25 protein-coding genes are annotated in these 26,009 nt (G+C 61.0%); 6 read left to right on the top strand and 19 right to left on the bottom strand.

Annotation, left to right across the window (positions count from 1 at the left end; translation table 11 throughout):
* Positions 1-4: 4 nt before the first annotated feature.
* The 3 genes from ybaK to copA form a co-directional block, all read right to left on the bottom strand.
* Positions 5-484 (bottom strand): Cys-tRNA(Pro)/Cys-tRNA(Cys) deacylase YbaK, encoded by a 480-nt coding sequence (gene ybaK / locus DW58_RS08740; RefSeq protein ID WP_024549602.1) that lies wholly within the window; start codon positions 482-484, stop codon positions 5-7.
* A 202-nt stretch (positions 485-686) separates the two neighbouring features.
* Entirely contained in the window at positions 687-1,487 is an 801-nt protein-coding gene (locus DW58_RS08735; protein WP_024549603.1) for a TraB/GumN family protein, read from the bottom strand.
* A gap of 94 nt (positions 1,488-1,581) precedes the next feature.
* Positions 1,582-4,083, bottom strand: coding sequence for a copper-exporting P-type ATPase CopA (copA, locus tag DW58_RS08730; protein WP_024549604.1), 2,502 nt, complete (start codon positions 4,081-4,083; stop codon positions 1,582-1,584).
* 109 nt (positions 4,084-4,192) lie between these two features.
* Between copA and cueR the strand changes: the two genes are divergently transcribed.
* Entirely contained in the window at positions 4,193-4,603 is a 411-nt protein-coding gene (cueR, locus tag DW58_RS08725; protein WP_024549605.1) for a Cu(I)-responsive transcriptional regulator, read from the top strand.
* Here the strand turns inward: cueR and DW58_RS08720 are convergent, their stop codons facing one another.
* The 7 genes from DW58_RS08720 to tesA form a co-directional block, all read right to left on the bottom strand.
* Positions 4,604-5,329, bottom strand: coding sequence for a DUF3142 domain-containing protein (locus tag DW58_RS08720; RefSeq protein WP_024549606.1), 726 nt, complete (start codon positions 5,327-5,329; stop codon positions 4,604-4,606).
* Positions 5,299-7,452, bottom strand: a complete 2,154-nt coding sequence (locus tag DW58_RS08715) for a hypothetical protein (RefSeq protein WP_083478900.1) — start codon at positions 7,450-7,452, stop codon at positions 5,299-5,301. Before DW58_RS08715 ends, DW58_RS08720 begins: the two co-directional genes overlap by 31 nt.
* A 61-nt stretch (positions 7,453-7,513) precedes the next feature.
* Complete coding sequence (locus DW58_RS08710; RefSeq protein WP_024550724.1) at positions 7,514-7,963, bottom strand: NfeD family protein; 450 nt, start codon at positions 7,961-7,963, stop codon at positions 7,514-7,516.
* The gene (locus tag DW58_RS08705) at positions 7,963-8,877 is read right to left on the bottom strand and encodes an SPFH domain-containing protein (RefSeq protein ID WP_024550725.1); all 915 of its coding nucleotides are present in this window, start codon (positions 8,875-8,877) and stop codon (positions 7,963-7,965) included. Before DW58_RS08705 ends, DW58_RS08710 begins: the two co-directional genes overlap by 1 nt.
* 182 nt (positions 8,878-9,059) lie before the next feature.
* Complete coding sequence (locus DW58_RS08700; protein ID WP_024550726.1) at positions 9,060-9,914, bottom strand: co-chaperone YbbN; 855 nt, start codon at positions 9,912-9,914, stop codon at positions 9,060-9,062.
* Positions 9,915-9,971: 57 nt separating this feature from the next.
* Entirely contained in the window at positions 9,972-10,760 is a 789-nt protein-coding gene (locus DW58_RS08695; protein WP_152525675.1) for an SDR family oxidoreductase, read from the bottom strand.
* A gap of 10 nt (positions 10,761-10,770) precedes the next feature.
* On the bottom strand, positions 10,771-11,400 hold the full coding sequence (tesA, locus tag DW58_RS08690) for a multifunctional acyl-CoA thioesterase I/protease I/lysophospholipase L1 (RefSeq protein WP_024550728.1): 630 nt from the start codon (positions 11,398-11,400) through the stop codon (positions 10,771-10,773).
* Between tesA and ybbA the strand changes: the two genes are divergently transcribed.
* The 3 genes from ybbA (at position 11,368) to DW58_RS08675 (ending at position 15,797) form a co-directional block, all read left to right on the top strand.
* Positions 11,368-12,054, top strand: a complete 687-nt coding sequence (gene ybbA, locus DW58_RS08685) for a putative ABC transporter ATP-binding protein YbbA (protein WP_024550729.1) — start codon at positions 11,368-11,370, stop codon at positions 12,052-12,054. The genes tesA and ybbA overlap by 33 nt on opposite strands.
* Positions 12,051-14,465 (top strand): putative ABC transporter permease subunit YbbP, encoded by a 2,415-nt coding sequence (ybbP, locus tag DW58_RS08680; protein ID WP_024562680.1) that lies wholly within the window; start codon positions 12,051-12,053, stop codon positions 14,463-14,465. The genes ybbA and ybbP overlap by 4 nt, the downstream gene beginning before the upstream one ends.
* Positions 14,466-14,648: 183 nt before the next feature.
* Positions 14,649-15,797: a porin gene (locus DW58_RS08675; protein ID WP_024548560.1), complete on the top strand. Its 1,149-nt coding sequence runs from the start codon at positions 14,649-14,651 to the stop codon at positions 15,795-15,797.
* A 252-nt stretch (positions 15,798-16,049) separates the two neighbouring features.
* Here the strand turns inward: DW58_RS08675 and purK are convergent, their stop codons facing one another.
* The 5 genes from purK to ppiB all read right to left on the bottom strand — a co-directional run bounded on the left by purK (position 16,050) and on the right by ppiB (position 19,501).
* On the bottom strand, positions 16,050-17,117 hold the full coding sequence (purK, locus tag DW58_RS08670; protein WP_024548561.1) for a 5-(carboxyamino)imidazole ribonucleotide synthase: 1,068 nt from the start codon (positions 17,115-17,117) through the stop codon (positions 16,050-16,052).
* Entirely contained in the window at positions 17,114-17,623 is a 510-nt protein-coding gene (purE, locus tag DW58_RS08665) for a 5-(carboxyamino)imidazole ribonucleotide mutase (RefSeq protein WP_029592725.1), read from the bottom strand. The genes purK and purE overlap by 4 nt, the downstream gene beginning before the upstream one ends.
* Before the next feature lie 163 nt (positions 17,624-17,786).
* On the bottom strand, positions 17,787-18,203 hold the full coding sequence (locus DW58_RS08660) for a GNAT family N-acetyltransferase (RefSeq protein WP_024548975.1): 417 nt from the start codon (positions 18,201-18,203) through the stop codon (positions 17,787-17,789).
* Positions 18,204-18,281: 78 nt separating this feature from the next.
* Positions 18,282-19,004: a UDP-2,3-diacylglucosamine diphosphatase gene (lpxH, locus tag DW58_RS08655; RefSeq protein ID WP_024548974.1), complete on the bottom strand. Its 723-nt coding sequence runs from the start codon at positions 19,002-19,004 to the stop codon at positions 18,282-18,284.
* Between the two features lie 2 nt (positions 19,005-19,006).
* A complete protein-coding gene (ppiB, locus tag DW58_RS08650; protein WP_024548973.1) occupies positions 19,007-19,501 on the bottom strand; it encodes a peptidylprolyl isomerase B in 495 nt (164 codons plus the stop codon).
* Positions 19,502-19,687: 186 nt separating this feature from the next.
* Here ppiB and cysS point away from each other — a divergent pair, with 186 nt between their 5' ends.
* The gene (cysS, locus tag DW58_RS08645) at positions 19,688-21,073 is read left to right on the top strand and encodes a cysteine--tRNA ligase (RefSeq protein WP_024548972.1); all 1,386 of its coding nucleotides are present in this window, start codon (positions 19,688-19,690) and stop codon (positions 21,071-21,073) included.
* An 82-nt stretch (positions 21,074-21,155) separates the two neighbouring features.
* On the opposite strand, the gene malI is transcribed toward cysS, so the two are convergent.
* A complete protein-coding gene (gene malI / locus DW58_RS08640) occupies positions 21,156-22,169 on the bottom strand; it encodes a Mal regulon transcriptional regulator MalI (RefSeq protein WP_024548971.1) in 1,014 nt (337 codons plus the stop codon).
* A gap of 78 nt (positions 22,170-22,247) precedes the next feature.
* Positions 22,248-23,747: a PTS transporter subunit EIIC gene (locus DW58_RS08635; protein WP_024548970.1), complete on the bottom strand. Its 1,500-nt coding sequence runs from the start codon at positions 23,745-23,747 to the stop codon at positions 22,248-22,250.
* A 372-nt stretch (positions 23,748-24,119) separates the two neighbouring features.
* Between DW58_RS08635 and budC the strand changes: the two genes are divergently transcribed.
* Complete coding sequence (budC, locus tag DW58_RS08630; protein WP_024548969.1) at positions 24,120-24,884, top strand: meso-2,3-butanediol dehydrogenase; 765 nt, start codon at positions 24,120-24,122, stop codon at positions 24,882-24,884.
* Between the two features lie 37 nt (positions 24,885-24,921).
* Here the strand turns inward: budC and ybcJ are convergent, their stop codons facing one another.
* A complete protein-coding gene (gene ybcJ / locus DW58_RS08625) occupies positions 24,922-25,134 on the bottom strand; it encodes a ribosome-associated protein YbcJ (RefSeq protein WP_024548968.1) in 213 nt (70 codons plus the stop codon).
* A 1-nt stretch (position 25,135) separates the two neighbouring features.
* Positions 25,136-26,002, bottom strand: coding sequence for a bifunctional methylenetetrahydrofolate dehydrogenase/methenyltetrahydrofolate cyclohydrolase FolD (gene folD, locus DW58_RS08620; protein WP_024548967.1), 867 nt, complete (start codon positions 26,000-26,002; stop codon positions 25,136-25,138).
* Positions 26,003-26,009 lie beyond the last annotated feature (7 nt).

Genomic DNA, 26,009 nt, shown 5'->3' with positions numbered 1-26,009 from the left:
GGCGTTAGTCCCGGCGCGCGATATCCGCGAACGTTGCGTTCAGCAGGCGGGCGAGATCCGCCGCCGCCAGTTCAATATCCAGCCCGCGTTTCCCACCGGAGACATAGATGGTGGGAAACCCCTGGGCGGGAGCGTCGATCAGCGTCGGTAGACGCTTTTTCTGCCCCAGCGGGCTAATGCCCCCCACCAGATAGCCGGTGGTACGCTGCGCCACCATCGGATCGGCCATCTCAACCTTCTTCGCACCGAGCGCTTTCGCCACCTTTTTCAAATCCAGCTGCGTCGCCACCGGCGTCACCGCGACCGCCATCTGTTTCGGGTCGCCATTCATCGACACCAGTAACGTTTTATACACCTGGTCGGCATCAAGCCCGAGCTTGCGCACCACTTCGTCACCAAAATTAGTTTCGTGAGGATCGTGCTCATAGGTGTGGAGCCGGAAGGCGATGCCCTGTTTTTCGAGTAAGTTAACTGCGGGTGTCATGTTTATTTCTGCCTTTTTCATCAACCTGGCCCAGCTTACGCTGCGGTCAACGGGAAAAAATAGTACCAGCTTGCTTAATTGTTCTGGTAGTCACCGGGCGTTTGCGAGACAATTTTTAACCACTGCTGGTGCAAGCCGCAGGATAACCACAACAATAATGACGTTCCTCTTTGACGGGCCAATAGCGATATTGGCCGTTTTTTTATCCACTGCGCAGCAGCTGCGGCAGATTCCCCTCACCGTAAAGATGCAACGCCCCCACCGCGACCACATAGCGACCCGGCGGCAGGGCGCGCATGACCTCGCACCAGTGGCGGTTGCGCTGGTGCATCAGCACATCGTAGAGCTCGTGGCCGAAGGTCGCGGGCAGCGCGACGTTTTTCTGACGCGGCGGCGCATCCAGCCACCAGCTCACCATCAGCTGCAGCAGGCGGGCGTTGGTATGCCAGTGGGTGAGGGTATCCTCCAGCAGGCTAAGCCCTTCGTCCGGCAGCGTTTCCAGCAGCGACATCTGGCTCTCGGTGCCTTCCAGCTCTCTGAGCGGCACGGTGGATGCCTGGGCGGCAGCGATCATCTGCACATCAATGCCGTAATCCGGGCGTAAACCGAGGCGCTGCGCCTGGTGCGCCTGCATCACCAGCGCCACCTGCCAGGGCGGCTGCCAGTCAAACGTTCCCATATCCAGAGCCAGCTCGTCCGCCCGCTGACGCAACCGGGCGTAGAGTTCGGGCGCGAGGCGCGCGCTGAGCGGCTGGTCATAATCCGGGGTGCGGAACGGGGCATTGCTGCCGCTGATATCGGCTTCGACAAACAGCGCGTCGGCGGCGGCAATCTTCTGTACCAGGCGTGCGGGGAGCGGTGCCATATCGCGGGTGCCCATATGGATGCTGCCCACCAGATGAAGATGGCGCCCGCTGGGCAGGGTGATGTCGATGGCTGGCCACGGATAGCTGCCTGCGGTCAGGCCAGACAACCAGGCGTGTAAGCGACTGAACAGGCTCATCATTCCTCCGGGGCTAAAAGATCATGCTAGCGCGCCCGGCAGGAAGGTGCAAATGGCGGGACGCCGCCACCGACGATGCGGTGGCGGCAGCGGGTCACTTTTTCGGCGTAAACCGCAGCAGGCGGTTGGCGTTGCTGACCACGGTGATAGACGAGAGCGCCATCGCCGCGCCGGCCACCACCGGGTTGAGCAGCGTGCCGGTGAGCGGCCAGAGAATACCGGCCGCAATCGGGATGCCGAGCGAGTTATAGATAAACGCCCCCAGCAGGTTCTGCTTCATGTTTCGCAGCGTGGCGCGGGAGATATCCAGTGCATCGGCGACGCCGGTGAGGCTGTGGCGCATCAGGGTGATGGCCGCCGTTTCAATCGCCACGTCGCTGCCGCCGCCCATGGCGATACCCACGTCGGCCTGGGCCAGCGCAGGGGCATCGTTGATGCCGTCGCCCACCATCGCCACCTTATGCCCGTCGCGCTGCAACGCCTGGATCGCGCTGGCTTTGCCATCGGGCAGCACACCGGCGATCACCTCATCGATCCCCACATCCTGGGCAATCGCCTGCGCCGTGGTCTGGTTGTCGCCGGTAAGCATCACCAGACGGTAGCCCTGGCTGTGCAGACGCGCCAGTGCGGCACGGCTGTCCTCACGCAGCGGATCGCGGATCGCCAGCAGGGCGGCCAGCGTACCGTCTATCGCCAGCAGCACCGGCGTACTGCCGTGCCGGGCCTGCTGCTCCATCGCCTGCGCCAGCGGGGCCGTATCAATGCCGTTGTCGTGCATCAGCGCAGCGTTACCGAGCAGCAGTCGCTGGCCCTCAACCTCGCCTGACACCCCCTGGCCGCGCAGCGTGCGGAAGGCGTTAACCGTCGGCAGCGAAGAGGCGTTCGCCTTATCGAGGATTGCCTGCGCCAGCGGATGGCTGGAGCCTTGCTCCAGCGCCGCCGCCAGACGCAGCGCATCGGCCTCGGTGTGGCCGCCGGCGACCTCGACCGCCACGACGCGCGGCTTGCCCTCGGTGAGGGTCCCGGTTTTATCGAACACCAGGGTATCCAGCTCGCTGGCGCGTTGCAGGGCATCGGCATCGCGCACCAGCACCCCAAACTCAGCCGCACGGCCGACGCCGGAGATGATCGACATCGGGGTTGCCAGGCCGAGCGCACAGGGGCAGGCAATGATCAGCACCGTGGTGGTGATCACCAGCGCGTAAACAATCTGCGGCGCGGGACCAAACAGGTACCAGATGGCACCGCTGAACAGCGCTATCGCCACCACGACCGGGACAAATACCGCGGAGATACGGTCGGCCAGCTTGCCGATCTCCGGCTTGCTGCTCTGGGCCTGACGAACCAGATGGATAATGCGCGCCAGCGTGGTCTGGTTACCGGTGCGGCTGGCGCGAAACAGCACGCTGCCATCCTGCACCATGGTACCCGCGTGGATCGGTGCCCCATCACCTTTCTGCTGCGGCACCGGTTCGCCGGTCAGCATCGCTTCGTCGAACCAGGCCTCGCCCTGGGTGATATCGCCGTCCACCGGTACGCGGTCACCGGTGGTCAGCCGCAGGATCATCCCGGCGGTCACCTCGGCCAGCGGCACGGTTTTGTCACCGCTCCCGGTCACCACGCGCGCAGTGGGCGGGGTGAGATCCAGCAGGCGTTCCAGCGCTTTTGACGAGCGCTGACGGGCGCGGGCTTCCAGCATATGGCCGAGGTTAATCAGACCAATAATCATTGCGCTGGCTTCGTAATAGAGATGGCGTGCTTCCATCGGGAACCACTGCGGCCACAGGTTCACGCTGATGGAATAGAGCCACGCCGTCCCGGTTCCCAGCGCCACGAGGGTATCCATCGTGGCGGTGCGATTCATCAGGCTTTTCCAGGCGCTGCGGTAGAAGTGGCCGCCGGCGAACACCATCACCGCCAGCGTAATCAGGCCAATCACCAGCCACAGCGTGCGGTTGGCCTCGGTGACCATCATGTTGTCGCCGACCATTCCCCAGATCATCACCGGGATACCCACCGCCAGCGCCAGCGCGGCCTGCCAGCGGAAGCGCTTCATCGCGGCCAGCGCGGTCTGCTGCTGGCGCTCGCGGCGCGCGTTGTCATCCTCAATGGCTTCCGCGCCGTAGCCGGCGTTCTCTACCGCGCGAAGTAAATCGGTTGCGGAGGCGTGGCCCATCACCAGCGCCGTGCGCTCCGCAAGGTTGACCCGTGCCTGCGTCACGCCCTCGACGCCGGACAGCGCTTTCTGGACCCGGGTGACACAGCTGGCGCAGCTCATGCCGGTGATGAGCAACTGCTGGCTGTCATCAAACGGCGCGTCTGCCGGAAGCGTCTCGGGAACCGCTGTCAGTGCTTCCGACGGGATTTCTGACTCTGTCAGCGGTTTAGCCTTTGGGTGGCTGAGAGTGGCGTCGTATCCGGCTTCTTTAACGGTGTCGATCAGCGCGTCCGCAGAGGCGCTGCCGGTCACCTGCGCAGAGGTCAGGGTGACCTCCGCCTGTTCCACGTCCGGACGTTTCTCCAGGCTTTCTTTCACGCGTTTGACGCAGTGCCCGCAGGTGAGGCCGTCCAGGGCCAGTTCAATAGTGTGAGACATGATGCTCCTCCTGTATAATCGGTCGTACAGATATTGACCGGGTTGATGTTTTTTACCGAACTGTCAGTAAGGGTAAACCTTCCATCAAGGGGAAGGTCAAGGGGAAAGCATGAATATCAGCGACGTGGCGAAAAAAACCGGCTTAACCAGCAAGGCAATTCGCTTTTATGAAGAGAAGGGGCTGGTGACGCCACCGGCCCGGGGTGAAAACGGCTACCGCACCTACAGCCAGCGGCACCTTGATGAGCTGACGCTGCTGCGTCAGGCCCGCCAGGTAGGGTTTAACCTGGAGGAGTGCAAAGAGCTGGTGCACCTGTTTAACGATCCGGCCCGTCACAGCGCGGACGTGAAAGCGCGCACCCTGCACAAGGTGGCGGAGATCGAACGCCATATCGAGGAGCTGCAGTCGATGCGCCAGCAGCTGCTGACGCTGGCCGCCGCCTGTCCGGGCGACGACAGCGCCGACTGCCCGATTATCGATAATCTCTCCGGCTGCTGCCACCGCAAGGTCGGGGCGTGATCACGGCGGCGCGTTGCCCAGCATGAACACCACCGCGCCGCGATAGAAGGGCGATGCGGCCAGCTCGCGCTCGTCGCCTGGGTCCCACTCGCCGTGTTCGACCACCCCGATTTTGAACGGAATACGCAGCCCGCGCAGCGCGGGAAGATAGCGCTGGTAGCCCGGCACCGTATGCCGTCCCTGATAGGTCTGCACCACCAGTTCATCCACCGGCAGGCCGTTGAGCACCTCTACGTTGCCGGTTTTCGCCCAGTCGAGCAGGCCGGTAACCCCGAGGGCGTAGTGCGCCGGCAGTCGCTGGCGTACCTGACGAAGGAAATCGGCATAGTCCGCCAGACGGTGCGTGGCCGCATCGAAATCGATCTGCAAACCCAGCACCTGGTTTCCCGCCGCCGTCCAGCGGTCGGGCAGGCGCAGCACGCGATCCAGGATCGCATCAGGAATATCAAGCGTGGCGATACGCACCGTGATCCACACCGCGGGCACCGCGAGTCGGCTTACCGGCATCCCAAGGCGTGAAAACACCGTCCGCTGCGGGTAGGCCACCACATCGCCCTGATGCAGATAGACCACCTGCGCCTGGCGCATCGATGGCGTCGCCCGCACGCCTGACCAGAGCCAGAAGGCCTGGTAGGCGTCGGCCTGCACCCGCGCCTCGCCAGCCGCCCGTACCGGCGTAGCCAGCAGCAGGGCGATTACCAGTAGTACTTGAGCTTTTGCGCCCATACGCTGCCCGGATAGCGTTTCTTCAGCTGGCTAAACCAGGCCTGGCGCGTGGCTTTGCTTACCTCTTTGCCACCGCAGTGGTTATAGCCCGACGGGGCGTAGCACATCACCGCCCGGTACAGCGCGTAGCTCTTATCTTCCGGCTCAACGCCGGGGCTGGCGATAACGCGCTGGTAGAGCGCCTGACGATCCGGCGGGCTGAAGGCCGGGTCGGTTTCCGACAGGTTCCACAGCATCGTATCCGTCATCTCCGGCGCGGTGCTGACTTCAACTCCGGTGGTGAAAATAAACTCCCCGAGGCAGTTCAGCGCATGGCCATCCTCAGGCTTTTTCACCAGGGTGCCGACGGTCTGGTCCAGCGAAGGGCACACGTAGCCTTTAGTGGTCGCGGTACCGTCCCAGTCGAAGGTGGCGAGATCCACATCCTTAAAATCGCTGGCGCTGATGGTGCCGGTAATATGCTGGCGCAGCGTCTTATCCTTGAGATAGCCCTGATAGTCACCGGCCATCAGATCCCGGGTCAGCAGGGTGTGCAGCGCGATAGTGCGCTCTTCATCATTGATGCCGTGCTCCGCCTGACGGCGCAGCAGCGCGGGTGATGCCGCAGACTTCAGCGTCAGGGAGCGCCAGTAAAGGTTGGTTATCGGGCTATCCGCAGCAAAAATCGCCTCCGGCTCGCCGCGCTGGATACGCGTCTCCATCAGGCGTTTTTCCAGCAGCTGTTGCTGTTCGCTGAGCGGGCGATCTTTCAGCAGGCGCAGCCACCAGCTGTCCGCCTCGGCCCACTGCTTCTTCGCCATCAGCGCATCGCCGTAGAGCACTTGCTCGCTGAACAAAATGAGATCGGGCTGCGGTGCGGTCTGTGCGGCGGGCGGACTGGCGAGGATCGCCTCGTAGTCGGCCTCCTGCCAGAACTGGCGGGCGTGATGCAGGTAGTTCCACAGCGGCAGCAGCGAGGCTTTTTCATAGGCGGGCTTGAGGCTGTCCAGCATCTGCGGCGTGATGGCGGCTTTATCACCGTCGCGCAGCTTACGCAGAATTTCCGTCGCGGCGATACGCGGGGCCTGGTCTGCACTGGCGAAGACGTCGCGTTGCCAGCTGACGATCCCGTTTTGCAGCTTACTCTCGGTTTCGGCGATATCCGCGATCAGCGTGTCGCTGGTGTCGGCGGCGGTCAGTTGCTGCTCGAGATCCCCTGCCAGGGTTTTCCAGTCCTGCTGATACCAGGCGATACGGCGCAGCATGCCGGTGGCGGAATCAGCGTACTGGCCTTCAGGCCAGGCAGTGAGATAGGCTTTCGCATAGTCCCGCGCCTGCTGCACCGCTGCGGCGTCGATTGCCTGGTTATTGAAGAAACCGTACTCGTCGGTGGCGTTCTGCGTGCTGTGGTTGAGGGCCGTGCGCATCAGCATATAGCGGGCGGTTTCTGACACCCAGGGCTGCGACGCGGCGACGAGAGCGGTATAGCCGCGGTTCGCCTCGGGGTAGTCGCCCTGATAGAACGCCGCGCTGGCGGCCAGGTAGTCGCGAAACGCCTGCGCGGCTGGGTTATCGCCCGGTTTCAGCGTCGCCAGCGTCGCGCCGGCATCGGCCGGGGCGGTGTACAGCGCGAGCCGTGCCTCGGCCAGTGCCCGGCGCTCCTCAGGCGTCAGGTTTTTTTCCGCCAGCAGCGCGGCGAAAAACGCCGATACCGTCGGCAGGGTGTTAGAGACAAAGCGGTTCTCCCGCTCGGCATCGGCCTCGCCGCTGAGCGGGGTCTGTTCCAGCCCCAGCGCGGTACGCTGAGCGGCCAGCGTCGCGCTCAGCGGAGTGGGCGTTGCTTCGGGCTGCGGGGCGTCGGACGGGGCGTCATACCACTCGTCGAGGTGCGTCCCAAAGTAGTAGCTGCGGCTGCGGGCGATCTCCTTCGGGAAGGGCAGCACCGGCAGCGCCAGCGGTTTCTCGCGCGTGACCAGGCGGATAAGGTTATCGCGCGTGTCGCTGGCCGGGTCAAGCCAGGGCTCGCCGGAGAGATAGCAATACTCTGCGCCCCACGGGCAGGCGCCGCCGTCGGAGGAAGCAAGGGCCTGGGCTGAGGCAAACGACAGCAAAAGCAGGCCAGCGGCCTGAGTTGTCCTGAACATGATAGATTCCGTTAGCAATGAAAAAGACGCCGCGACGAGCGCGCGGCGTCGGCAGGGACGGTCAGGCGCACGCTTTAATTCGCAGCGTGATCCCGTCTACGGCGGTGACTTCCACCAGCGTCGCCGCGGGCAGATCGGCGTCGGCCTGCACCGGCCAGCTGCTGTCGCCGATGCGCACGTGCCCGCGCCCGTTGACCAGCGGCTGCTCAAGGCGAAAACGCTGGCCGATCAGCTGGCGTCCGCGCTGGTTGAGCCCGTTGTTGCCTTCCGGCTGCGCTTTGCGCTTCAGCCAGCGCGACCAGAGCACGGCGGCGACCACGGTAATCAGGGCAAAGCAGATGCCCTGCCACTCCCAGCCGGTGGGCACAATCCAGGCCACCAGGCCGGTGACGATAGCCGCCACGCCGCTCCACAGCAGATAGCCACCGGCACCCAGCATCTCGGCGGCCAGCAGCAGGCCGCCAAGCGCCAGCCAGAATATGTGTGCGTGTTCGCTTATCAGCTCAATCATCATTTATGCCGGGCGGTGCCGCTCTCTTTGATAAGTTCGCTGATACCGGCGATGGAGCCCATCAGACTGCTGGCATCCAGCGGCATCAGCACCACTTTGCTGTTGTTGGCCGAACCGATCTGCTGCAGCGCTTCGGTATATTTCTGCGCCACGAAGTAGTTCACCGCCTGAATATCCCCTGCGGCAATCGCCTCGGACACCATTTTAGTGGCGCGCGCTTCGGCTTCGGCGCTACGCTCGCGGGCTTCCGCTTCGAGGAAGGCCGACTGACGCTCCCCTTCGGCCTTCAGGATCTTCGACTGCTTCTCCCCCTCGGCTTTGACGATTTCCGCCTGACGGATCCCCTCCGCCTCCAGAATATAGGCGCGTTTGGTACGCTCCGCCTTCATCTGGGCATTCATGGCATCAATCAGTTCAGCCGGCGGACGCACGTCGCGGATCTCAATACGGGTGATCTTGATGCCCCACGGGTTGGTGGCTTCATCCACGATATGCAGCAGGCGGGTATTGATGTTGTCGCGCTGGGAGAGCATCTCGTCCAGCTCCATCGAGCCGAGCACGGTACGGATGTTGGTCATGGTGAGGTTGATGATCGCCAGTTCGAGGTTGCTCACCTCGTACGCGGCCTTCGGCGCATCGATAACCTGAATAAAGCACACCGCGTCAATGGCGACGTTGGCGTTGTCTTTTGAGATCACTTCCTGGGACGGGATGTCGAGCACCTGCTCCATCATGTTGATCTTGCGGCCGATGCGATCCATAAACGGCACGACAAGGTTCAGGCCCGGTTGCAGAGTGGTGGTGTAGCGGCCAAAACGCTCCACCGTCCACTGGTAGCCCTGCGGCACGATTTTGACACCGGCAAAGACCACCACCAGCGCCACGAGAATCAGTACGGGAATCAGAATAAGCATCAAACAACCTCCTTTGTTAGTTTGACGCTATTTTAGCCCGCGGCAGGGGGCGGGGGATAGCTATTAACATCCGGGGGCGACGGTAAGTGTGAAGCGGCGTGATGCGCGTGGGGGAAAATGAGAGACGGTAGCGGAAAAAGGGAGTGGCAGGAGCGGGTTATCAGCCCGCTCCCGGGGCAGGATCAGTAAAGCAGGGAGTAGAGCTGGCGGCGGTATTTCGAGGCCAGCGCGTCGCCGGTCCCGAGTGCAGCCAGGATCTCCTGCATGATTTTGCGCGCCTGACCGTCGGCGGCACCGAGATCTTTTTTCAGGTGATCAAACAGCAGCGCCAGCGCCTCTTCGTTACGACCCACCTGATGCAGCTGCAACGCCAGCTGGCTTGCCAGCGCGGCATCGTCAGGATTATCGGCAACCTGCTGCTGCAGCTGCTGGATCTCCGGCGTGTCGGCGGCCTGCTTCAGCAGATCGATCTGCGCCACCAGGCCCTGGTAGCGGGTATCCTGGTCCTGAAGCGGGATGGTTTTCAGCACCGCTTCCGCATCCTCGGAGCGGTTCAGGGCGATCTGCGTCTGCGCCAGCAGCAGGCCAATTTCGCTCTGCTGGTTAGAGAGCTGCCAGGCCTCTTTGAGCAGCGGCAGCGCCTCCTGATGTTTACCCTCTTCGATAAGCTTCATCGCTTCCTGAGCTTTCAGCTCCTCTTCGCGCGGCAGCACTTTGTCGAGCAGGGCGCGAATCGCCTCTTCCGGCTGAGGACCCTGGAAGCCATCTACCGGCTGCCCGTTCTGGAACAGGTAGACGGTAGGAATAGCGCGCAGGCCAAACTGGGAGGCCACCATCTGCTCGGCGTCGCAGTCGACCTTCGCCAGCACGAACTGGCCGTTGTACTGGGCGGCAAGGGATTCCAGCACCGGGGTCAGCTGCAGGCAGTGCTGGCTGCGCTCGGACCAGAAGTAGAACAGCACCGGGGTGGTCACGGACTGTTCAAGGACCTGATGCAGGTTCGCTTCGCTGATGTTGATAATATTTTCTACAGACATGAGTCACTCTCTGTTGTCAGTTTCTTTTTACATGGGGGCAGCGGCAGGCGCTTCAACTTAGCCACGTAAAATTTTATCCATCGCCCGCGTTGGCAGCAGGCGTTTCAGTATGCATACCGCCCTGGTGACCAGCGTGACCGGATAGCGAATTTTCGGCGCGTTGCTCTCAAACGCATGGCGTACTTTTGCGACCACCGCGTCCGGGCCGAGGGTAAAGCGCGCTGCGATACCGGGATTCTCTACCGGCTTGTCGGACTGGGTCTGGTTGACGTTGTCGGTAAAACGGGTGCGAATCGGGCCGGGCTCAATCAGGCTGACCTTGATCCCGGTATGGCGCAGCTCCATGCGCAGCGCGTCCGACCAGGCTTCCAGCGCGTACTTGCTGGCGGCGTAGGCCCCGCGGCCTGGCGTGGAGATCAGCCCCATCACCGAACTGGTCATCACGATGCGCCCTTCGCCGTGCGGCAGCATGGCGGGCAGCAGCAGCATGGTGAGCTGGTGCGCGCCAAAAAAGTTGGCGGAAAACTGCTGCTCAAGCTGCGCGCGGTTGATGGTGTGCAGCGGCCCGTACAGGCCAAAACCGGCGTTGTTGAAAATCCCCCACAGGCGATTACCGGTGTGTTCGATGACGTACGCGGCAGCCTGTTCTACGCTTGATGGCGAGTCGAGATCGAGCAGAACGCCGGTAAACCCCAGCCCGTTCATGGTATCGACGTCCGCTTGCTTGCGGCACGCGGCCAGCACGTGGAAGCCCTGACGCTGTAATTCCCGTGCGCTTTCAAGGCCAATCCCGCTCGAACAGCCTGTAATTAAGACAGATTTTTGCATAACTTTACCAGACGGCATCCCCGAACATTTATGAGTCGTGGTTAACTAAAGGAGCCAGTCGCGTTGCCATCCAGTCCGCAATAAAGGGCTGCGCATCGCGATTGGGGTGAATACCGTCATCCTGCATCCAGCCCGGTTTCAGATAGACTTCTTCCATGAAAAAGGGAACCAGAGGAATATCGAATTCCTTCGCAAGCTGCGGATAAATCGCGCCAAACGCTTCATTATACCGGCGTCCATAGTTGGCCGGCAGACGAATTTGCATCAGAAGCGGCTCTGCATCGGCCGCTTTCACGGTCGTAATGATTTTACGCAGCGTGGTTTCTACGGCGTCCGGCTGAAAGCCGCGCAGGCCGTCGTTGCCGCCCAGCTCAATCAGCACCCAGCGCGGCTGGTGCTGCTTCAGAAGCGCCGGGAGGCGCGCCAGCCCCTGCTGTGAGGTATCGCCGCTGATGCTGGCATTCACTACCTTTGTGTCGCGCTGCTGCCACTTCTCGTTGAGCAGCGCAGGCCAGGCGCTGGTAGCCGACATACGGTATCCGGCGCTCAGGCTGTCACCCAGCACTAACAACGTGTCCGCCGCGGCGGCGCGACAGGTCAACAGAGCCAGAAACAGGAAGGGCAAATGCCAGCGGAAAACATTGTTGAAGTTCATCATCTTAAGAAATCCGTCGGTCAGGGGGAACATGAGCTTTCCATCCTTACCGGAGTTGAGCTGGTTGTCAAACCGGCGCAGACCATCGCGCTTATCGGTGAATCCGGCTCCGGGAAGTCCACGCTGCTGGCTATTCTCGCCGGGCTGGACGACGGAACCGACGGCGAGGTTAATCTGCTCGGCCAGCCGCTGCACCGCATGGACGAAGAGGCCAGAGCGCAGCTGCGCGCGCGCCAGGTCGGGTTTGTGTTCCAGTCGTTCATGCTGATCCCGACCCTTAACGCGCTGGAGAACGTCGAGCTGCCGGCGCTGCTGCGCGGTGAAAGCAGCGCGGAAAGTCGGGCAAAAGCCAAAGCGCAGCTGGAAGCGCTTGGCCTCGGCAAACGCCTCGATCACCTTCCGGCGCAGCTCTCCGGCGGTGAGCAGCAGCGCGTGGCGCTGGCCCGCGCCTTCAACGGCCAGCCTGCGGTACTGTTCGCCGATGAGCCGACCGGCAATCTGGATCGCCACACCGGCGACAAGATTGCCGATCTGCTGTTCTCCATGAACCGCGACTACGCAACAACGCTGATTTTAGTCACCCACGATCCGCAGCTGGCGGCGCGCTGCGATCGGCGTCTGCGGTTGGTGGACGGTACGCTGGTGGAGGAAGCATGATTGCACGCTGGTTCTGGCGCGAATGGCGTTCGCCATCGCTGCTGATTGTCTGGCTGGCGCTGAGCCTGGCGGTGGCCTGCGTGCTGGCGCTGGGCAGCATCAGCGACCGCATGGAAAAAGGGCTGAGCCAGCAGAGCCGGGAGTTTATGGCGGGCGACCGCGTGCTGCGCAGCAGCCACGAGATCCCCGAGGCCTGGCTTGCGGAGGCAACAAAGGCGGGCCTGCGGGTTAACCGCCAGCTCTCTTTCCCGACCATGACCTTTGCCGGGGACACGCCGCAGCTGGCGTACATCAAAGCGGTGGACAGCGGCTATCCGCTCTACGGTACGTTGCAGACGGCCCCGGCAGGCCTGAAGCCTGCACCGGGCAGCGTCCTGCTGGCCCCGCGCCTGATGGCAATGCTTAATCTCAAGCCCGGCGACACCATCGACGTCGGCGACGCCACGCTGCGGGTCGCCGGGGAGGTTATCCAGGAGCCGGACGCGGGCTTCAATCCCTTCCAGATGGCCCCGCGTCTTTTAATGAACATTGAGGACGTGGCGAAGACCGCCGCCGTGCAGCCCGGCAGCCGTATCAGCTGGCGCTATAAGTTCGCCGGCGAACCCAATCAGATAGCGGCCTACGAATCCTGGCTGCTGCCGAAGCTCAAGCCGGAGCACCGCTGGCTGGGGATGGAGGACGAAGAGGGCGCGCTGGGGAAATCGCTCCAGCGCTCCCAGCAGTTCCTGCTGCTCTCGGCGCTGCTGACGCTGCTGCTGGCGGTCAGCGCCGTGGCGGTGGCGATGAGCCACTACTGCCGCAGCCGCTACGATCTGGTGGCGATTCTGAAAACCCTCGGTGCCGGACGGCAGGCGCTGCGCAAGCTGATCATCGGCCAGTGGCTGATGGTGCTGGGGCTGGCGACGCTCACCGGCGGCGCGGTGGGGTTACTGTTTGAGCGCGTGCTGCTGCTGTTGCTCAAACCGGTGCTGCCGGCGACGCTGCCCGCAGCAAGCGGCTGGCCGTGGCTGTGGGCGGTTGGCTCGATGGTGGTGATCTCCCTGCTGGTCGGGCTGCGGCCGTATCGTCTGCTGCTCGCCACGCAGCCGCTGCGCGTGCTGCGCCGCGATGTGGTCGCCCGGGTCTGGCCGCTGAAGATATATCTGCCAGTCATGGCGGTGGTGGTGGTGGCGCTGCTTGCCTGGCTGATGGGCGGGCAAACCCTGCTCTGGGCGGTACTGGCCGGGGCGGTGGTGCTGGCGCTGATTTGCGGTCTGGCCGGCTGGCTGCTGCTGCGCCTGCTTAAGCGCCTGACGTTCCGATCGCTGTCGCTGCGGCTGGCGGTGAATCGCCTGCTGCATCAGCCCTGGTCCACCATGAGCCAGCTGGCGGCGTTTTCGCTCTCCTTTATGCTGCTGGCCCTGATGCTGGTGCTGCGCGGCGATCTGCTCTCGCGCTGGCAGCAGCAGCTCCCGCCAGAAAGCCCGAACTACTTCCTGATCAATATCGCGCCGGAAGAGGTGGGATCGCTGAAAGCGTTTCTTGCCGAACACCAGGTGATCCCTGAAGCCTTCTACCCGATTGTGCGGGCGCGTCTGACCGCCATCGACGGTAAAACCACCGCCGGTAACAGCGATGAGGCGCTCAACCGCGAGCTGAACCTCACCTGGCAGGAGAGTAAGCCGAGCCACAACCCGATTACCGCGGGCAGCTGGCCGCCAAAAGCCGGAGAAGTGTCAATGGATCAGGGGCTGGCGACGCGCCTGAATATCGGGCTGGGGGACAGCATCACCTTCACCGGCGATACCCAGGACTTCACCGCCAGGGTCACCAGCCTGCGCAAAGTGGACTGGGAGAGTCTGCGGCCTAACTTCTACTTTATCTTCCCGCAGGGCGCGCTTGACGGGCAGCCCCAGAGCTGGCTCACCAGCTTCCGCTGGGAGCAGGGTAACACCATGCTGACCCAGCTTAACCGCGAGTTTCCCACGGTAGGGCTGCTGGATATTGGCGCCATCCTGCGTCAGGCCGGACAGGTGCTGGAGCAGGTGAGCCGGGCGCTGGAAGTGATGGTGGTGCTGGTCACCGCCTGCGGCGTGCTGCTGCTGCTCGCCCAGGTACAGGTGGGGATGCGCCAGCGGCATCAGGAGCTGGTGGTCTACCGCACGCTTGGGGCCAGTAAACGGATGCTGCGCGCCACCCTGTGGTGGGAGTTTGCGCTGTTGGGCATTGTTGCCGGGCTGGTGGCGGCGATCGGTGCCGAGACCGCGCTCGGCATGTTGCAGACCCGGGTATTTGATTTTCCGTGGGAGCCGGAGTGGCGGCTGTGGGTGATCCTGCCGCTGTCCGGTGCGGTGCTGTTGTCGCTGTGCGGCGGCTGGCTGGGCGTGCGACTGTTGAAAGGAAAAGCGCTGTTCCGCCAGTTCGCCGGTTAATTACGGCGATTAAGTAAACAGAGGCGTCTGATTAATTTTCAGGCGCCTTTTTCTTTTTGTAATATATATTAATAAAATATTTACACCTTAACGGCACAAATCATTAAACCTGCTGACGAATCGGCCGTTAATTAGCGGTACCATTTTTTTCGCTAAAAGAAACGTAGTTACTAAGGATAATAAATGAAGTTTACATTGCGCGCTTTGCCAGTACTGGTAGGGGCAGGTCTGCTCGTGGGAATGACCTCTTTCAACGCCAGTGCGGAAATTACGCTGATCAAAGCCGACACACAGCCGGGCGATCCGTTAAGCCGTCTTAATTTCACCGTCGGCGGCAGTATTCGTCCGCAGTTTGAAATGATGACCGGCGACAGCGATAAAGGGTCTTATAAGCGCAACGGTTTTGACGGCGGTACCCGTTTCCGTTTCGCCGCCGATTATTATCTGTTCGACGATATCAGCTGGGTAAACTATTACGAGCTGGGCGTGAATATCCCGGCGGTATTTAACTGGGATAATCACTATAAAGACGGCGCGACCGACACCAGCCGCCGTATGCTCTATACCGGTCTGAAAAGCGACACCTGGGGTATCCTGACCTTCGGCCAGCAGAACAGCGCCTATTACGATGTGGTCGGTTCCAAAACCGATATCTGGGATTACGACATGAAAGCCCAGGCGCCAGGCAACGGTATCAATGGCGACTACGACGGCTCTTATCGTTCACGTAAGATGCTGAAGTATAAGAAAACCGTGGGCGATACAGACATCTATGCCGCCTACCTGTTCAGCGATGACTACAATGCCAACGACGGCTTCCGCTATCACCGTAAAGGCGGCGGCTCGCTGGCGCTGGATTACCACCTGACCTCCGATCTGACCTGGGGTGCAGCGTGGAACTACACTCGTGCCGACATCCGCGAAAACGACACCAGCAACAGCAAGACCTGGGATCAGAACATCCTCGGTACCGCGCTGAGCTGGACCCCGGACAACTGGACCTTCTCCTTCGGCGGCGGCTGGTACGAAAACTTCATGGTCACCAAAAAGAAATCAGCTAATGATTACTTTGCCGGCGATGCATGGGGCATTGAATACTTCGCGGGGTACAAAATCCCGGTGGGCCAGTACGCCATGAAATCCGTTCAGCCTTACGTGATGGGTGACCGTAAAGAGTTCATCAGCGGCCGCAGCTATCAGCGTATCGACAACGGTGTCGGTATCGCCTTCCAGCTGGATTACGGTTTCCGCGTGGACTACGAGCACGTGTTCACCTCCAGCACCGACAACCTGGGCGACATGAACCTGGTTCGTCTGCGTTACGACTTCTAAGACGTCGTTTCCCCCGGCATCGTTTCCCCGCCGGGGGAGTTCTCTCCCCGCTTCTCTCTTTTCTGTCTGGTCATCACCCGGTTTATCTGCCCGCTGCGGCAGGCTGGCTTCTCTGTGCACCCGTAATGGCGCTACATGAACTGACGGTCGTGCGGAGTACGCAGGGCGTGGCGCTATCAGGAGAAAACCTGCATTGGGGGAGGGGGATACGGTATCGCAGTGGGTACGTTACGCGCACCCACCGCGATGACATCAGTCCAGCTTGACGCGCGCCCAGGTGATGCCGCTGGCGTAGTCGGACGGCAGCAGCGGAACCAGCGCTTCAAGCGTGGCGCTCAGGCGGTCGGTGTCGCTGTCGGTGAGGTTGAGATGCCCGACCTTGCGGCCCGGACGCACCTCTTTGTCATACCAGTGCAGACGCACCAGCGGGAGCTTCATCCAGTCGTCGTTCAGCGCGGTGCCAATCAGATTGACCATTACCGACGGCGTATTCACTACCGGCGTGGGCAGCGGCAGGCGCAGAATCGCCCGCAGATGCAGCTCAAACTGGCTGATGGAGGCCCCGTTTTGCGTCCAGTGCCCGCTGTTATGCACGCGCGGCGCCAGCTCGTTGATCAACAGCCCGCCGGGCGTAATAAAGCACTCCATCGCCATCACACCCACGTAGTTCAACTCGTGCATGATAGCCGACAGCATCGTTTCGGCCTGCGCCTGCTGAGCGGCGTTGGCATGAGGGAAGACCACGCTGGCGCGCAGGATGCCGTCCTGATGCAGGTTGTGGGTCAGCGGGTAAAACACCGTGCTGCCATCGTGGCCGCGGGCGCCCACCAGCGAAACCTCGCCGGAGAAATTGATCCCCTGCTCGACAATGCACTCCCCGTAGCACTCGTCCGGCAGCTGCGCGGCTTCATCGGCGCGCAGTCGCCACTGGCCGCGGCCATCGTAGCCGCCGGTGCGGCGCTTCACGATCGCCAGCTCGCCCAGGGTGCTGAAGACCTCAGGCCACTGCGCGGCGGAGGCCAGCAGCTGCCAGGGCGCGGTTGCCAGGCCGAGGCGGTCGAAAAGCTGCTTCTGGGTCAGACGGTCGGCAATGATGGGAAACACATCGCGGTTAACGAACGCCGGGTGACGCGCCAGCTCGCGGGTGAGCGCGGTTTCCGGCCAACGCTCAATCTCTGCGGTGATCACGCTCTGCTGAAACGGTACCGCCTGCGGCTCATCGTCCAGACCTACCGGCCAGACCGCAATGCCCAGCGGCTCGCCAGCCTGACGCAGCATCCGCCCAAGCTGGCCGTTACCGAGTACGCATACCTGCTTCATGCCTGATCCCTCGGGTCCGGGTTGTCCAGCACCTCATCGGTCTGCGCCTGACGCCAGGCCGCGAGCCGCTCCAGCAGCGCCGCATCGTGCTGCGCCAGGATCTGCGCCGCCAGCAGCGCAGCGTTTGCCGCTCCCGCTTTACCAATCGCCAGGGTGCCCACCGGAATACCGCGCGGCATCTGCACAATCGAATAGAGGCTGTCCACCCCGCTCAGCGCGGCGCTCTGCACCGGCACGCCCAGCACCGGTACCAGGGTTTTGGCCGCAATCATGCCCGGCAGGTGCGCCGCGCCACCGGCACCCGCGATGATCACCTGGAAGCCGTTGTGCTGTGCGCTTTCGGCGAAGCTGAACAGTTTGTCCGGCGTACGGTGAGCGGAAACCACCTCGACATGATGAGGAACGTTAAGGGCATCAAGGATTTCTGCAGCGAACTGCATGGTGGCCCAGTCGCTTTTCGACCCCATAACAATGGCGATACGCGCCGGATTTTGGCTGGAAGACATGCGTCTTAAAACTCCTGTGAGTGTGCGTGGACAAGGTGCTTTGTCGTTCAGAAGGGCACAAAGAATAGCATGGAAAAATAGCAAGGAAAACGGTTGCGTAGCCATCGAAGCGGGAATTTACGCCGCGTGGCGCCAGGGGCGACGCGCCGTAAAAACGCCTGCGCTACAGCGTTTTCGTCAGGTAATAACGCTGCTGACCGGCGTGGGGGAAATTATCCAGCGTCATTTTTAGCAGGTAGCCGTTTTTTTCATAAAAGGGCCGCGCCTGAAAGCTGAAGGTATCCACCAGCACATACTCACAGCCGCGCCGCCGGGCCTGGCGTTCTGCCGCCGCAATCAGTGCCCGGCCGGTCCCATTGCGGCGTCGCGCGTCGGTCACCCACAGAAAGTCGATACACAGCCAGTTCCCCTTGAGGGTGCCCATCAGTCCACCGTCGAGGCCGCCCGCCTCATTGCGCAGCCAGACGCCGAGGCTACCCGAGGCGTCGCTTTCGATAAACTGCTGGTTGTAGCTGTGCAGGCCGAGAAACAGCGCGGCGCGATCGTCAGGTGAAATGACGTCGGTGATATCCAGTTCCATGGGAAAACTCCCCTCGTGTTCGTAAAGCGTGGTTGTAACACAGCGAGAGAAGAGAAAAAACGACAAGAAATGAGGGTGTTAGAACGGGAAGTAAATCAGCTCGACGCCGTCAGGGCTGACTTTTACCATCGACCCTTCATGATGCCATGCCCCGAGCACCACGCGACGGGCGGCGTCGCCGTTGACGATCAGCTCATGGACCGCCGGGCGATGGGTATGACCGTGGATCAGCCACTGCACGCCGTGCTGCGTCATGGCAGCCTCGACCGCGGCCTGGTTAACGTCCATGATCGCCTGGGTTTTGGTGCTGTTTGCGGCTTTGCTCCCGGCACGCATTCGGGTGGCAATACGTTTACGCACCCACAGCGGCAGGGCGAGAAACAGCCGTTGCAGCCAGGGCTGATGCACTTTGGCGCGAAACGCCTGATAGCCCGCATCGTCGGTACAGAGGGTATCGCCATGCATGATCAGCACCCGGCGGCCATAGAGGTTCAGCACCTGCGACTCGGGCAGTAGCTGCATCCCGCTCTCCCGCGCAAAGCGTTTGCCCAGCAGGAAATCACGATTGCCGTGAATGAAATAGCAGGGTACACCATAGTCGACCACGGCCCTGATGGCCTGCGCGATGTCGCGATGCAGCGGCACCGGTTCATCATCGCCAATCCAGGCTTCAAACAGATCGCCGAGAATATAGATCGCATCGGCTTCGCGGGCCGGGCCTGCCAGAAAATGCAGAAAACCGGCGGTGATCGCCGGTTCTTCTGGGCAGAGATGAAGATCTGCAATAAAAAGCGTGGCCACGATTACTCGCTGACGGTGACGCTTTCGATGATCACATCTTCTTTCGGCACGTCCTGATGCATACCGCTGCGGCCGGTGGAGACGCCTTTGATCTTATCGACCACGTCCATGCCTTCAACCACTTCGGCGAACACGCAGTAGCCCCAGCCCTGCAGGCTTTCGGCGCTGAAGTTCAGGAAGTCGTTGTCGGCCACGTTGATGAAGAACTGCGCGGTTGCCGAGTGCGGTGCCTGGGTACGGGCCATCGCCAGGGTACCACGGGTGTTTTTCAGGCCGTTGTTGGCTTCGTTCTGAATGGCATCTTTGGTGTTCTTCTGCTTCATGCCCGGCTCGAAGCCGCCGCCCTGAATCATGAACCCGTTGATGACACGGTGGAAAATAGTGTTGTTGTAGAAACCTTCACGACAGTAGTCCAGGAAGTTCTTCACTGTAACCGGCGCTTCGTTATCAAAGGTTTTGATGACGATATCGCCGTGATTGGTATGAAAAGTAACCATGTTTGCATCCTGTTCTGTTAAGTGGCGCTGCGACCTGACTTTCCAGGTCATATCAGGCGCCTGTTATAGCATAGGTCGCCCGCTTCGATCACCTTGCAAAGTGTGCTGCTTCGGGTTTGAATTACGGGTAAACTACACGGCTGCTCCGATCCGTATACTTTCACACACGTCTACATGGAATCTTCGATGTTAAAAATCTTTAATACACTGACGCGCCAAAAAGAGGAATTCAAACCTATCCATGCCGGGAAAGTAGGCATGTACGTGTGTGGTATTACCGTTTACGACCTGTGTCACATCGGCCATGGCCGCACCTTCGTGGCGTTTGACGTGGTGGCGCGCTACCTGCGTTTTCTCGGCTACGACCTGAACTACGTGCGTAACATCACCGATATCGACGATAAGATCATCAAGCGCGCCAATGAAAACGGTGAGGGCTTTGTCGAGCTGGTGGATCGTATGGTTGCCGAAATGCACAAGGACTTCGACGCGCTCAATATCCTGCGCCCGAACAGCGAGCCGCGCGCGACCCAGCATATTCCGGAGATCATTGAGATCGTCGAGCAGCTCATCGCCCGGGATCACGCTTACGTGGCTGATAACGGCGACGTGATGTTCTCGGTAGAGACCGATCCGCAGTATGGCCTGCTGTCACGCCAGGATCTCGATCAGCTCCAGGCGGGTGCCCGCGTGGAAGTGGCCGACGTGAAACGCAACCCGATGGACTTCGTGCTGTGGAAAATGTCCAAGCCGGGCGAGCCGAGCTGGCCGTCGCCGTGGGGCGAAGGCCGTCCTGGCTGGCACATCGAGTGTTCCGCCATGAACTGCAAACAGCTGGGCAGCCATTTTGATATTCACGGCGGCGGTTCGGACCTGATGTTCCCGCATCACGAAAACGAAATCGCGCAGTCCACCTGCGCCCATGACGGCGAGTACGTTAACTACTGGATGCACTCCGGGATGGTGATGGTTGACCGCGAGAAGATGTCCAAATCGCTGGGCAACTTCTTCACCGTGCGCGACGTGCTGAAGCATTACGACGCCGAAACCATTCGCTACTTCCTGATGTCCGGCCATTACCGCAGTCAGCTCAACTACAGTGAAGAGAACCTCAAGCAGGCCCGCGCCTCGCTGGAGCGCCTCTATACTGCGCTGCGCGGTACGGATTCGCAGGCGCAGCCGGCGGGCGGCGGCGCATTTGAAGCCCGCTTCCGCGAAGCGATGGATGATGATTTCAACACGCCTGAGGCTTACTCGGCGCTGTTTGATATGGCGCGGGAGGTTAACCGCCTGAAAGCGGAAGACATGAACGCCGCAAACCAGCTCGCCGCGCACCTGCGCAAGCTGGCCGCGGTGCTGGGCCTGCTTGAGCAAGCGCCGGAGCAGTTCCTGCAGTCGCGCGCGCAGGCGAACGACGATGAAGTGGCAGAGATTGAGGCGCTGATCCAGCAGCGTCTGGATGCGCGCAAAGCCAAAGACTGGGCGGCGGCGGATGCGGCACGCGATCGCCTCACTGCGATGGGTATCATCCTTGAAGATGGCCCGCAGGGCACCACCTGGCGCCGTAAGTAATTATTCACCGACGTAAAAAAGCCGCCTTCGGGCGGCTTTTTTTATGCAGCGTGGGTGCTATTCCCGTAAAAATCGCTGTGGGTCATGCCGAGTCGCGCGGGACCAGCTGGCCAGAAAGCGTAATGTACTGCGGAGGCAGCGTCGGCGCTTTCAGCTTGCGGATCATCAGCATGGCCGCCTGTCGCCCGGCCTCTTCACTGGCGGAAGAGACGTAGGTGAAAGAGGGCGAGGTGAGGTTAATTTGCAGCATATCCTCGAAGCCTATCAGCGACACCTGTTGGGTGAGAAACACATCTTTCCCCACCGTGCGCCCCACCTGTTGTATCCCGCTCAGGCTGCCGATGATGGCGTGCGGGGAGTGGCAGAGCAGGGCGGTGATGGTGTTGTTTTTCTCCAGCAGCTGACGGGTCACCACGCTTGCGGCAAAGGTATCCTCGGCGCAGACCGGGGTAAACTCCTCGCGCAGCGGTAAACCGTACTGCGCCAGCGCGGCGCGGTAGCCCAGCAAACGCTGATGGCGCAGCAGGCTGTTCGCCTCGCCGCCAATCCAGGCGATGTTGCGATGCCCACGCTCAATCAGGTAGCGGGTCGCCAGGCTGGCGGCCTGGCGGTTATCGCGCATCACCACGTCGATGTTGCTTTGCAGCGGCGTCTGAGACACCGCCACCAGCGGCAGCGGGCAGGTTTTAAGCGGCTCCGGCAGCGTGTCGCAGCGGTGGTCGGCGCACAGCCAGATGACCCCTGCCACCCCCTGACGGGAGAATGAAACCAGGGTACGCGCCAGATGCTCGTCGTCCTGCGGCTGGGCCAGAAACACCATGAAGCCCTGCGTTTCCAGCTCCTGTATCAGGCTGGCGGTCACCTTCATGGCAAAGGTATCGCCAAAATCGCGCAGGATAAGGCCAATCAGGTTCGAGGTGCTGGCGCGCAGGTTGGCCGCCGCGACGTTGTGCACATAGCCGAGCGACGCAATGGCGACCTGCACTTTCTCGATCGTGGCCTGTGAAATTTTCCCTTTCTGGCGCAGCACCAGCGACACGGTAGAGACCGAGACGCCCGCTGCTTTCGCCACATCGATAATGCCGACCTTTTTCATTCCCTGCCTTTAAAACGTTCCGGTTAACAACGTGATACCACAACGCCCTCCGGGATGATACAGAGGGCGTTGGCGTGATTATCTCCCCAGCATGCCGGACATCTCCTGAGCAATAAACTGCGCTCTGGCACCGAAGATCACCTGAATACCGTTATCACCGACGAACACCACCCCGCGTGCGCCGACGTTATTCAGCCCGTCGCGGTCCACTTCCTTGCCGTCGGCCACTTCCAGACGCAGACGGGTGATGCACGAGCCGACCGACCCAATGTTCTGCGCACCGCCCAGCAGCGCGACGATCTCGGTCGCCAGCTCAGCATCGCTCTTGTTGCCGGTGCTGGCGGTAACGTCGGTACGACCCGGCGTCTTCACGTCAAAGCGACGGATCACGAAGCGGAAGGTGAAGTAGTAGATAATCGCCATCGGCACGCCCACGATCACCGCATTGAGGTAGTGGGTCTGGAAGCCGTTAAACGACGGGAGAATACCAAACGAAATATAGTCGATAAGCCCGGCGGAGAATGACTTGGCGATATGCGCATCGAGCAGGTACATGCACATATAGGACAGGCCAGCCATGATGGCGTTAAACACGTAGAGCACTGGAGCCACAAAGATGAAGGTGAACTCTACCGGCTCGGTAATACCGGTTAAAAAACAGGTGAGTGCGGCGGAGAACAGGATCCCAGAGGCAATCTTTTTGTTTTTGGTGTTGGCTTCATGGTACATCGCCAGACAGGCCGCCGGCAGCGCGAACAGCATCAGCGGGAACTCGCCCTGCATGAATTTACCGGCATTCTGGTAGGTATCGCTGCTGAAGGACTTCACGCCCTCTTCCAGCATTTTGAACCAGATGGTCTGGTCGCCGTGGATCACCTGCCCGGTCTGGGTGGTGTAATCCCCGAACGAATACCAGAACGACGGATACCAGATGTGGTGCAGGCCGAGCGGGATCAGGGCGCGTTCCACCAGCCCAAAGATAAAGGTTGAGGCCGCCTGGTTATCGCCGTTGACCACCACCGACAGCGCATCGATCCCCGCCTGGATGTGTTGCCAGATGTGGGGCAGCACCAGACCGAGGATGAAAGAGAGGAACGCCGTAGCGATAGCGACAAAGCGCTTACCTGAGAAGAAGCCCAGGAACTCCGGGAGCTGCATCGTGTGGAAGCGGTTGTAGCACCACGCCGCCAGGATGCCGCAGATCAGGCCGCCAAACACACCCATTTGCAGGGTAGGGATGCCCACCACCATGGCGTATTTCCCGCCCTGAGAGGCCATCTCCGGCGTGATGCTGAGCACCGTGCCGATGGTGACGTTGGTAATGAACACCGATACCGCCGCCGACAGCGCGGCAATCCCCGATTCCGACGCCAGTCCGACCGCGGAGCCAATGGCGAACAGCAGCGGCAGGTTATCAAAGATGACCCCGCCGGCATTCATCATCAGCGGCAGATGAAATTTATCCCCGAACGCCAGCAGCAAACCTGCCGCCGGCAGAAGCGAAATCGGCAGCATTAACGCGCGACCGATCATCGACAGTTTTGAAAGCGATTTTACGAACCCTGACATCAGACTCATGCTGATTTCCCCCGAATGGCGACGCTGTGTGCGTGGTGCCTTGTTATTGTTAGTAGAACGTTTTAGTAGAACGTTTTAGTAGAACGTTCTACTCATCGTCTTTGAAGGCGATTATTCATGCAACAAATACTTCATTTCCAGCCAGACGAATTTCTGATTCTTTGAAGTCGCACGGCAATATGCACAGCCGCCACAGGGTTATTTGTGAGACGGAAAAATGTGCGCGATGTCACATTTATTCAGAATTTTTATTTGCCGAAAACTCAAGGGGTTACCTGGCGCTGGCCGGAGCCCGGGTTGCGATAATCGCCATGGCTGCCAGTCTTAATAGCGTTAAAGACACAGTGACTCACTGAGAAAACAGGAGGTTATATGGAACGCTTTCATAACAAAGTGGTAGTGATTACCGGTGCAGGTTCGGGCATTGGCGCAGGCGCGGCGCAGCGCTTTGCGAAAGAGGGCGCGAGCGTGGTGCTGGTAGGGCGTACCCAGGAGAAACTGGAAAAAGTGGCCGCCTCCCTGCCGCAGGGCAAACACCTTGTGGTGCCGTGCGATGTCTCAGTACCGGAGGAGGTCAAAGCACTGGCCCGTCGCGTGGAAGAGGAGTTTGGCCGCGCCGACGTGCTGGTCAATAATGCCGGGATGATCGTGCAGGGCCGTATTCATGAGATCGACCTGAACGACTGGGACACGCTGATGAAAACCGACCTTAACGGCGTGTTCTACGGCGTGCACTACTTTATGCCGGCGCTGCTGAAAACCAAAGGCAACGTCATCAATATTTCGTCGGTATCCGGGCTTGGCGGCGACTGGGGCATGAGCGTTTACAACGCGGCGAAAGGTGCCATCACCAACTTCACTCGCGCGCTGGCGATGGACTATGGCCGTGACGGCGTACGCGTTAACGCCATCTGTCCGGGCTTCACCTTTACCGATCTGACGGAAGAGATGAAGAGCAATAAGGCGCTGCTGGAGAAATTCTACGAGCGTATTCCGCTTGGGCGCGCCGGTGAACCGGAAGACATTGCGGATGCGATCGCGTTTCTGGCCAGTGACGATGCGCGCTACATCACCGGGGTCAACCTGGCAGTGGATGGCGGGATCACCGCCTCGAACGGCCAGCCCCCGCAGGCATAGGGGCAATAAAAAACCCGCCGGCTGGCGGGTTTTTTTATCAGGCGACGACGGTGATGCTCTCACCGGCGAAACTGACCGTCTGCCCGGCCACGATCTTGCAGCGCTTGCGCGTCTCGACCTGACCATCCACGGTCACCAGACCGTCGGCGATAAAAATTTTGGCCTGGGCTCCGCTCTCGCTCCAGCCTTCCAGCTTGAGCAGGTCGCACAGCTCAACGTGAGGGTGTTTACCCAGAGAAAACGTTGCCATCTTAGTTAGCCTCCACGTCATGATACTCTTCGCACGCCTGTAGCGTATTTTGAATCAGGGTTGCCACGGTCATTGGGCCGACGCCGCCCGGAACCGGCGTAATGTAGCCTGCACGCGCTGCGGCGTCGTCAAACACCACGTCGCCGACCACTTTGCCGCTCTCAAGACGGTTGATGCCGACATCAATCACGATCGCACCTTCTTTGATCCACTCGCCCGGAATAAAGCCCGGCTTACCCACCGCCACCACCAGCAGATCGGCATTCTCGACGTGCTGACGCAGGTTTTTAGTAAAGCGGTGGGTCACGGTGGTGGTGCAGCCCGCCAGCAGCAGCTCCATGCTCATCGGACGGCCAACAATGTTAGAGGCCCCGATAACCACCGCATTCAGACCGTAGGTGTCGATGTTGTAGCGCTCAAGCAGCGTCACGATGCCGCGCGGCGTACAGGGACGCAGACGCGGCGCGCGCTGGCACAGACGACCGACGTTATACGGGTGGAAGCCGTCCACGTCTTTGTCCGGCGCGATACGCTCCAGCACTTTGACGTTGTCGATGCCCGCCGGCAGCGGAAGCTGAACCAGGATGCCGTCGATATCGCTGTCGTTATTGAGCGTATCAATCAGCGCCAGCAGCTCGGCTTCGCTGGTGGTGTCGGGCAGATCGTAAGAGCGGGAGAGAAAGCCAACCTCTTCGCAGGCCTTACGTTTGCTGCCGACATAAATCTGGGATGCCGGGTTGTCGCCGACCAGCACCACGGCAAGACCCGGGGCACGTTTTCCGGCGGCCACACGGGCCTGCACTTTAGCGGCAACTTCAGCGCGAACCTGCTGCGCAATCGTTTTACCGTCGATTATCTTTGCTACCATCAGGGAA

Source organism: Siccibacter turicensis LMG 23730 (genome assembly GCF_000463155.2).
GTDB classification, from domain to species: domain Bacteria; phylum Pseudomonadota; class Gammaproteobacteria; order Enterobacterales; family Enterobacteriaceae; genus Siccibacter; species Siccibacter turicensis.
This window is presented reverse-complemented; position numbering and strand designations above follow the sequence as displayed.

Coding starts and splice junctions, on each gene's coding strand:
- purE (WP_029592725.1), bottom strand. CDS start 17,623: ATGTCTTCCAGCCAAAATCCGGCGCGTATCGCCATTGTTATGGGGTCG.
- ybcJ (WP_024548968.1), bottom strand. CDS start 25,134: ATGGCAACGTTTTCTCTGGGTAAACACCCTCACGTTGAGCTGTGCGAC.
- DW58_RS08715 (WP_083478900.1), bottom strand. CDS start 7,452: ATGTTCAGGACAACTCAGGCCGCTGGCCTGCTTTTGCTGTCGTTTGCC.
- ppiB (WP_024548973.1), bottom strand. CDS start 19,501: ATGGTTACTTTTCATACCAATCACGGCGATATCGTCATCAAAACCTTT.
- DW58_RS08660 (WP_024548975.1), bottom strand. CDS start 18,203: ATGGAACTGGATATCACCGACGTCATTTCACCTGACGATCGCGCCGCG.
- malI (WP_024548971.1), bottom strand. CDS start 22,169: ATGAAAAAGGTCGGCATTATCGATGTGGCGAAAGCAGCGGGCGTCTCG.
- DW58_RS08695 (WP_152525675.1), bottom strand. CDS start 10,760: ATGCCGTCTGGTAAAGTTATGCAAAAATCTGTCTTAATTACAGGCTGT.
- cysS (WP_024548972.1), top strand. CDS start 19,688: ATGTTAAAAATCTTTAATACACTGACGCGCCAAAAAGAGGAATTCAAA.
- ybbP (WP_024562680.1), top strand. CDS start 12,051: ATGATTGCACGCTGGTTCTGGCGCGAATGGCGTTCGCCATCGCTGCTG.
- DW58_RS08705 (WP_024550725.1), bottom strand. CDS start 8,877: ATGCTTATTCTGATTCCCGTACTGATTCTCGTGGCGCTGGTGGTGGTC.
- DW58_RS08635 (WP_024548970.1), bottom strand. CDS start 23,747: ATGAGTCTGATGTCAGGGTTCGTAAAATCGCTTTCAAAACTGTCGATG.
- copA (WP_024549604.1), bottom strand. CDS start 4,083: ATGTCTCACACTATTGAACTGGCCCTGGACGGCCTCACCTGCGGGCAC.
- DW58_RS08700 (WP_024550726.1), bottom strand. CDS start 9,914: ATGTCTGTAGAAAATATTATCAACATCAGCGAAGCGAACCTGCATCAG.
- folD (WP_024548967.1), bottom strand. CDS start 26,002: ATGGTAGCAAAGATAATCGACGGTAAAACGATTGCGCAGCAGGTTCGC.
- budC (WP_024548969.1), top strand. CDS start 24,120: ATGGAACGCTTTCATAACAAAGTGGTAGTGATTACCGGTGCAGGTTCG.
- cueR (WP_024549605.1), top strand. CDS start 4,193: ATGAATATCAGCGACGTGGCGAAAAAAACCGGCTTAACCAGCAAGGCA.
- ybaK (WP_024549602.1), bottom strand. CDS start 484: ATGACACCCGCAGTTAACTTACTCGAAAAACAGGGCATCGCCTTCCGG.
- DW58_RS08710 (WP_024550724.1), bottom strand. CDS start 7,963: ATGATTGAGCTGATAAGCGAACACGCACACATATTCTGGCTGGCGCTT.
- ybbA (WP_024550729.1), top strand. CDS start 11,368: ATGCCAGCGGAAAACATTGTTGAAGTTCATCATCTTAAGAAATCCGTC.
- DW58_RS08720 (WP_024549606.1), bottom strand. CDS start 5,329: ATGGGCGCAAAAGCTCAAGTACTACTGGTAATCGCCCTGCTGCTGGCT.
- tesA (WP_024550728.1), bottom strand. CDS start 11,400: ATGATGAACTTCAACAATGTTTTCCGCTGGCATTTGCCCTTCCTGTTT.
- purK (WP_024548561.1), bottom strand. CDS start 17,117: ATGAAGCAGGTATGCGTACTCGGTAACGGCCAGCTTGGGCGGATGCTG.
- DW58_RS08735 (WP_024549603.1), bottom strand. CDS start 1,487: ATGAGCCTGTTCAGTCGCTTACACGCCTGGTTGTCTGGCCTGACCGCA.
- DW58_RS08675 (WP_024548560.1), top strand. CDS start 14,649: ATGAAGTTTACATTGCGCGCTTTGCCAGTACTGGTAGGGGCAGGTCTG.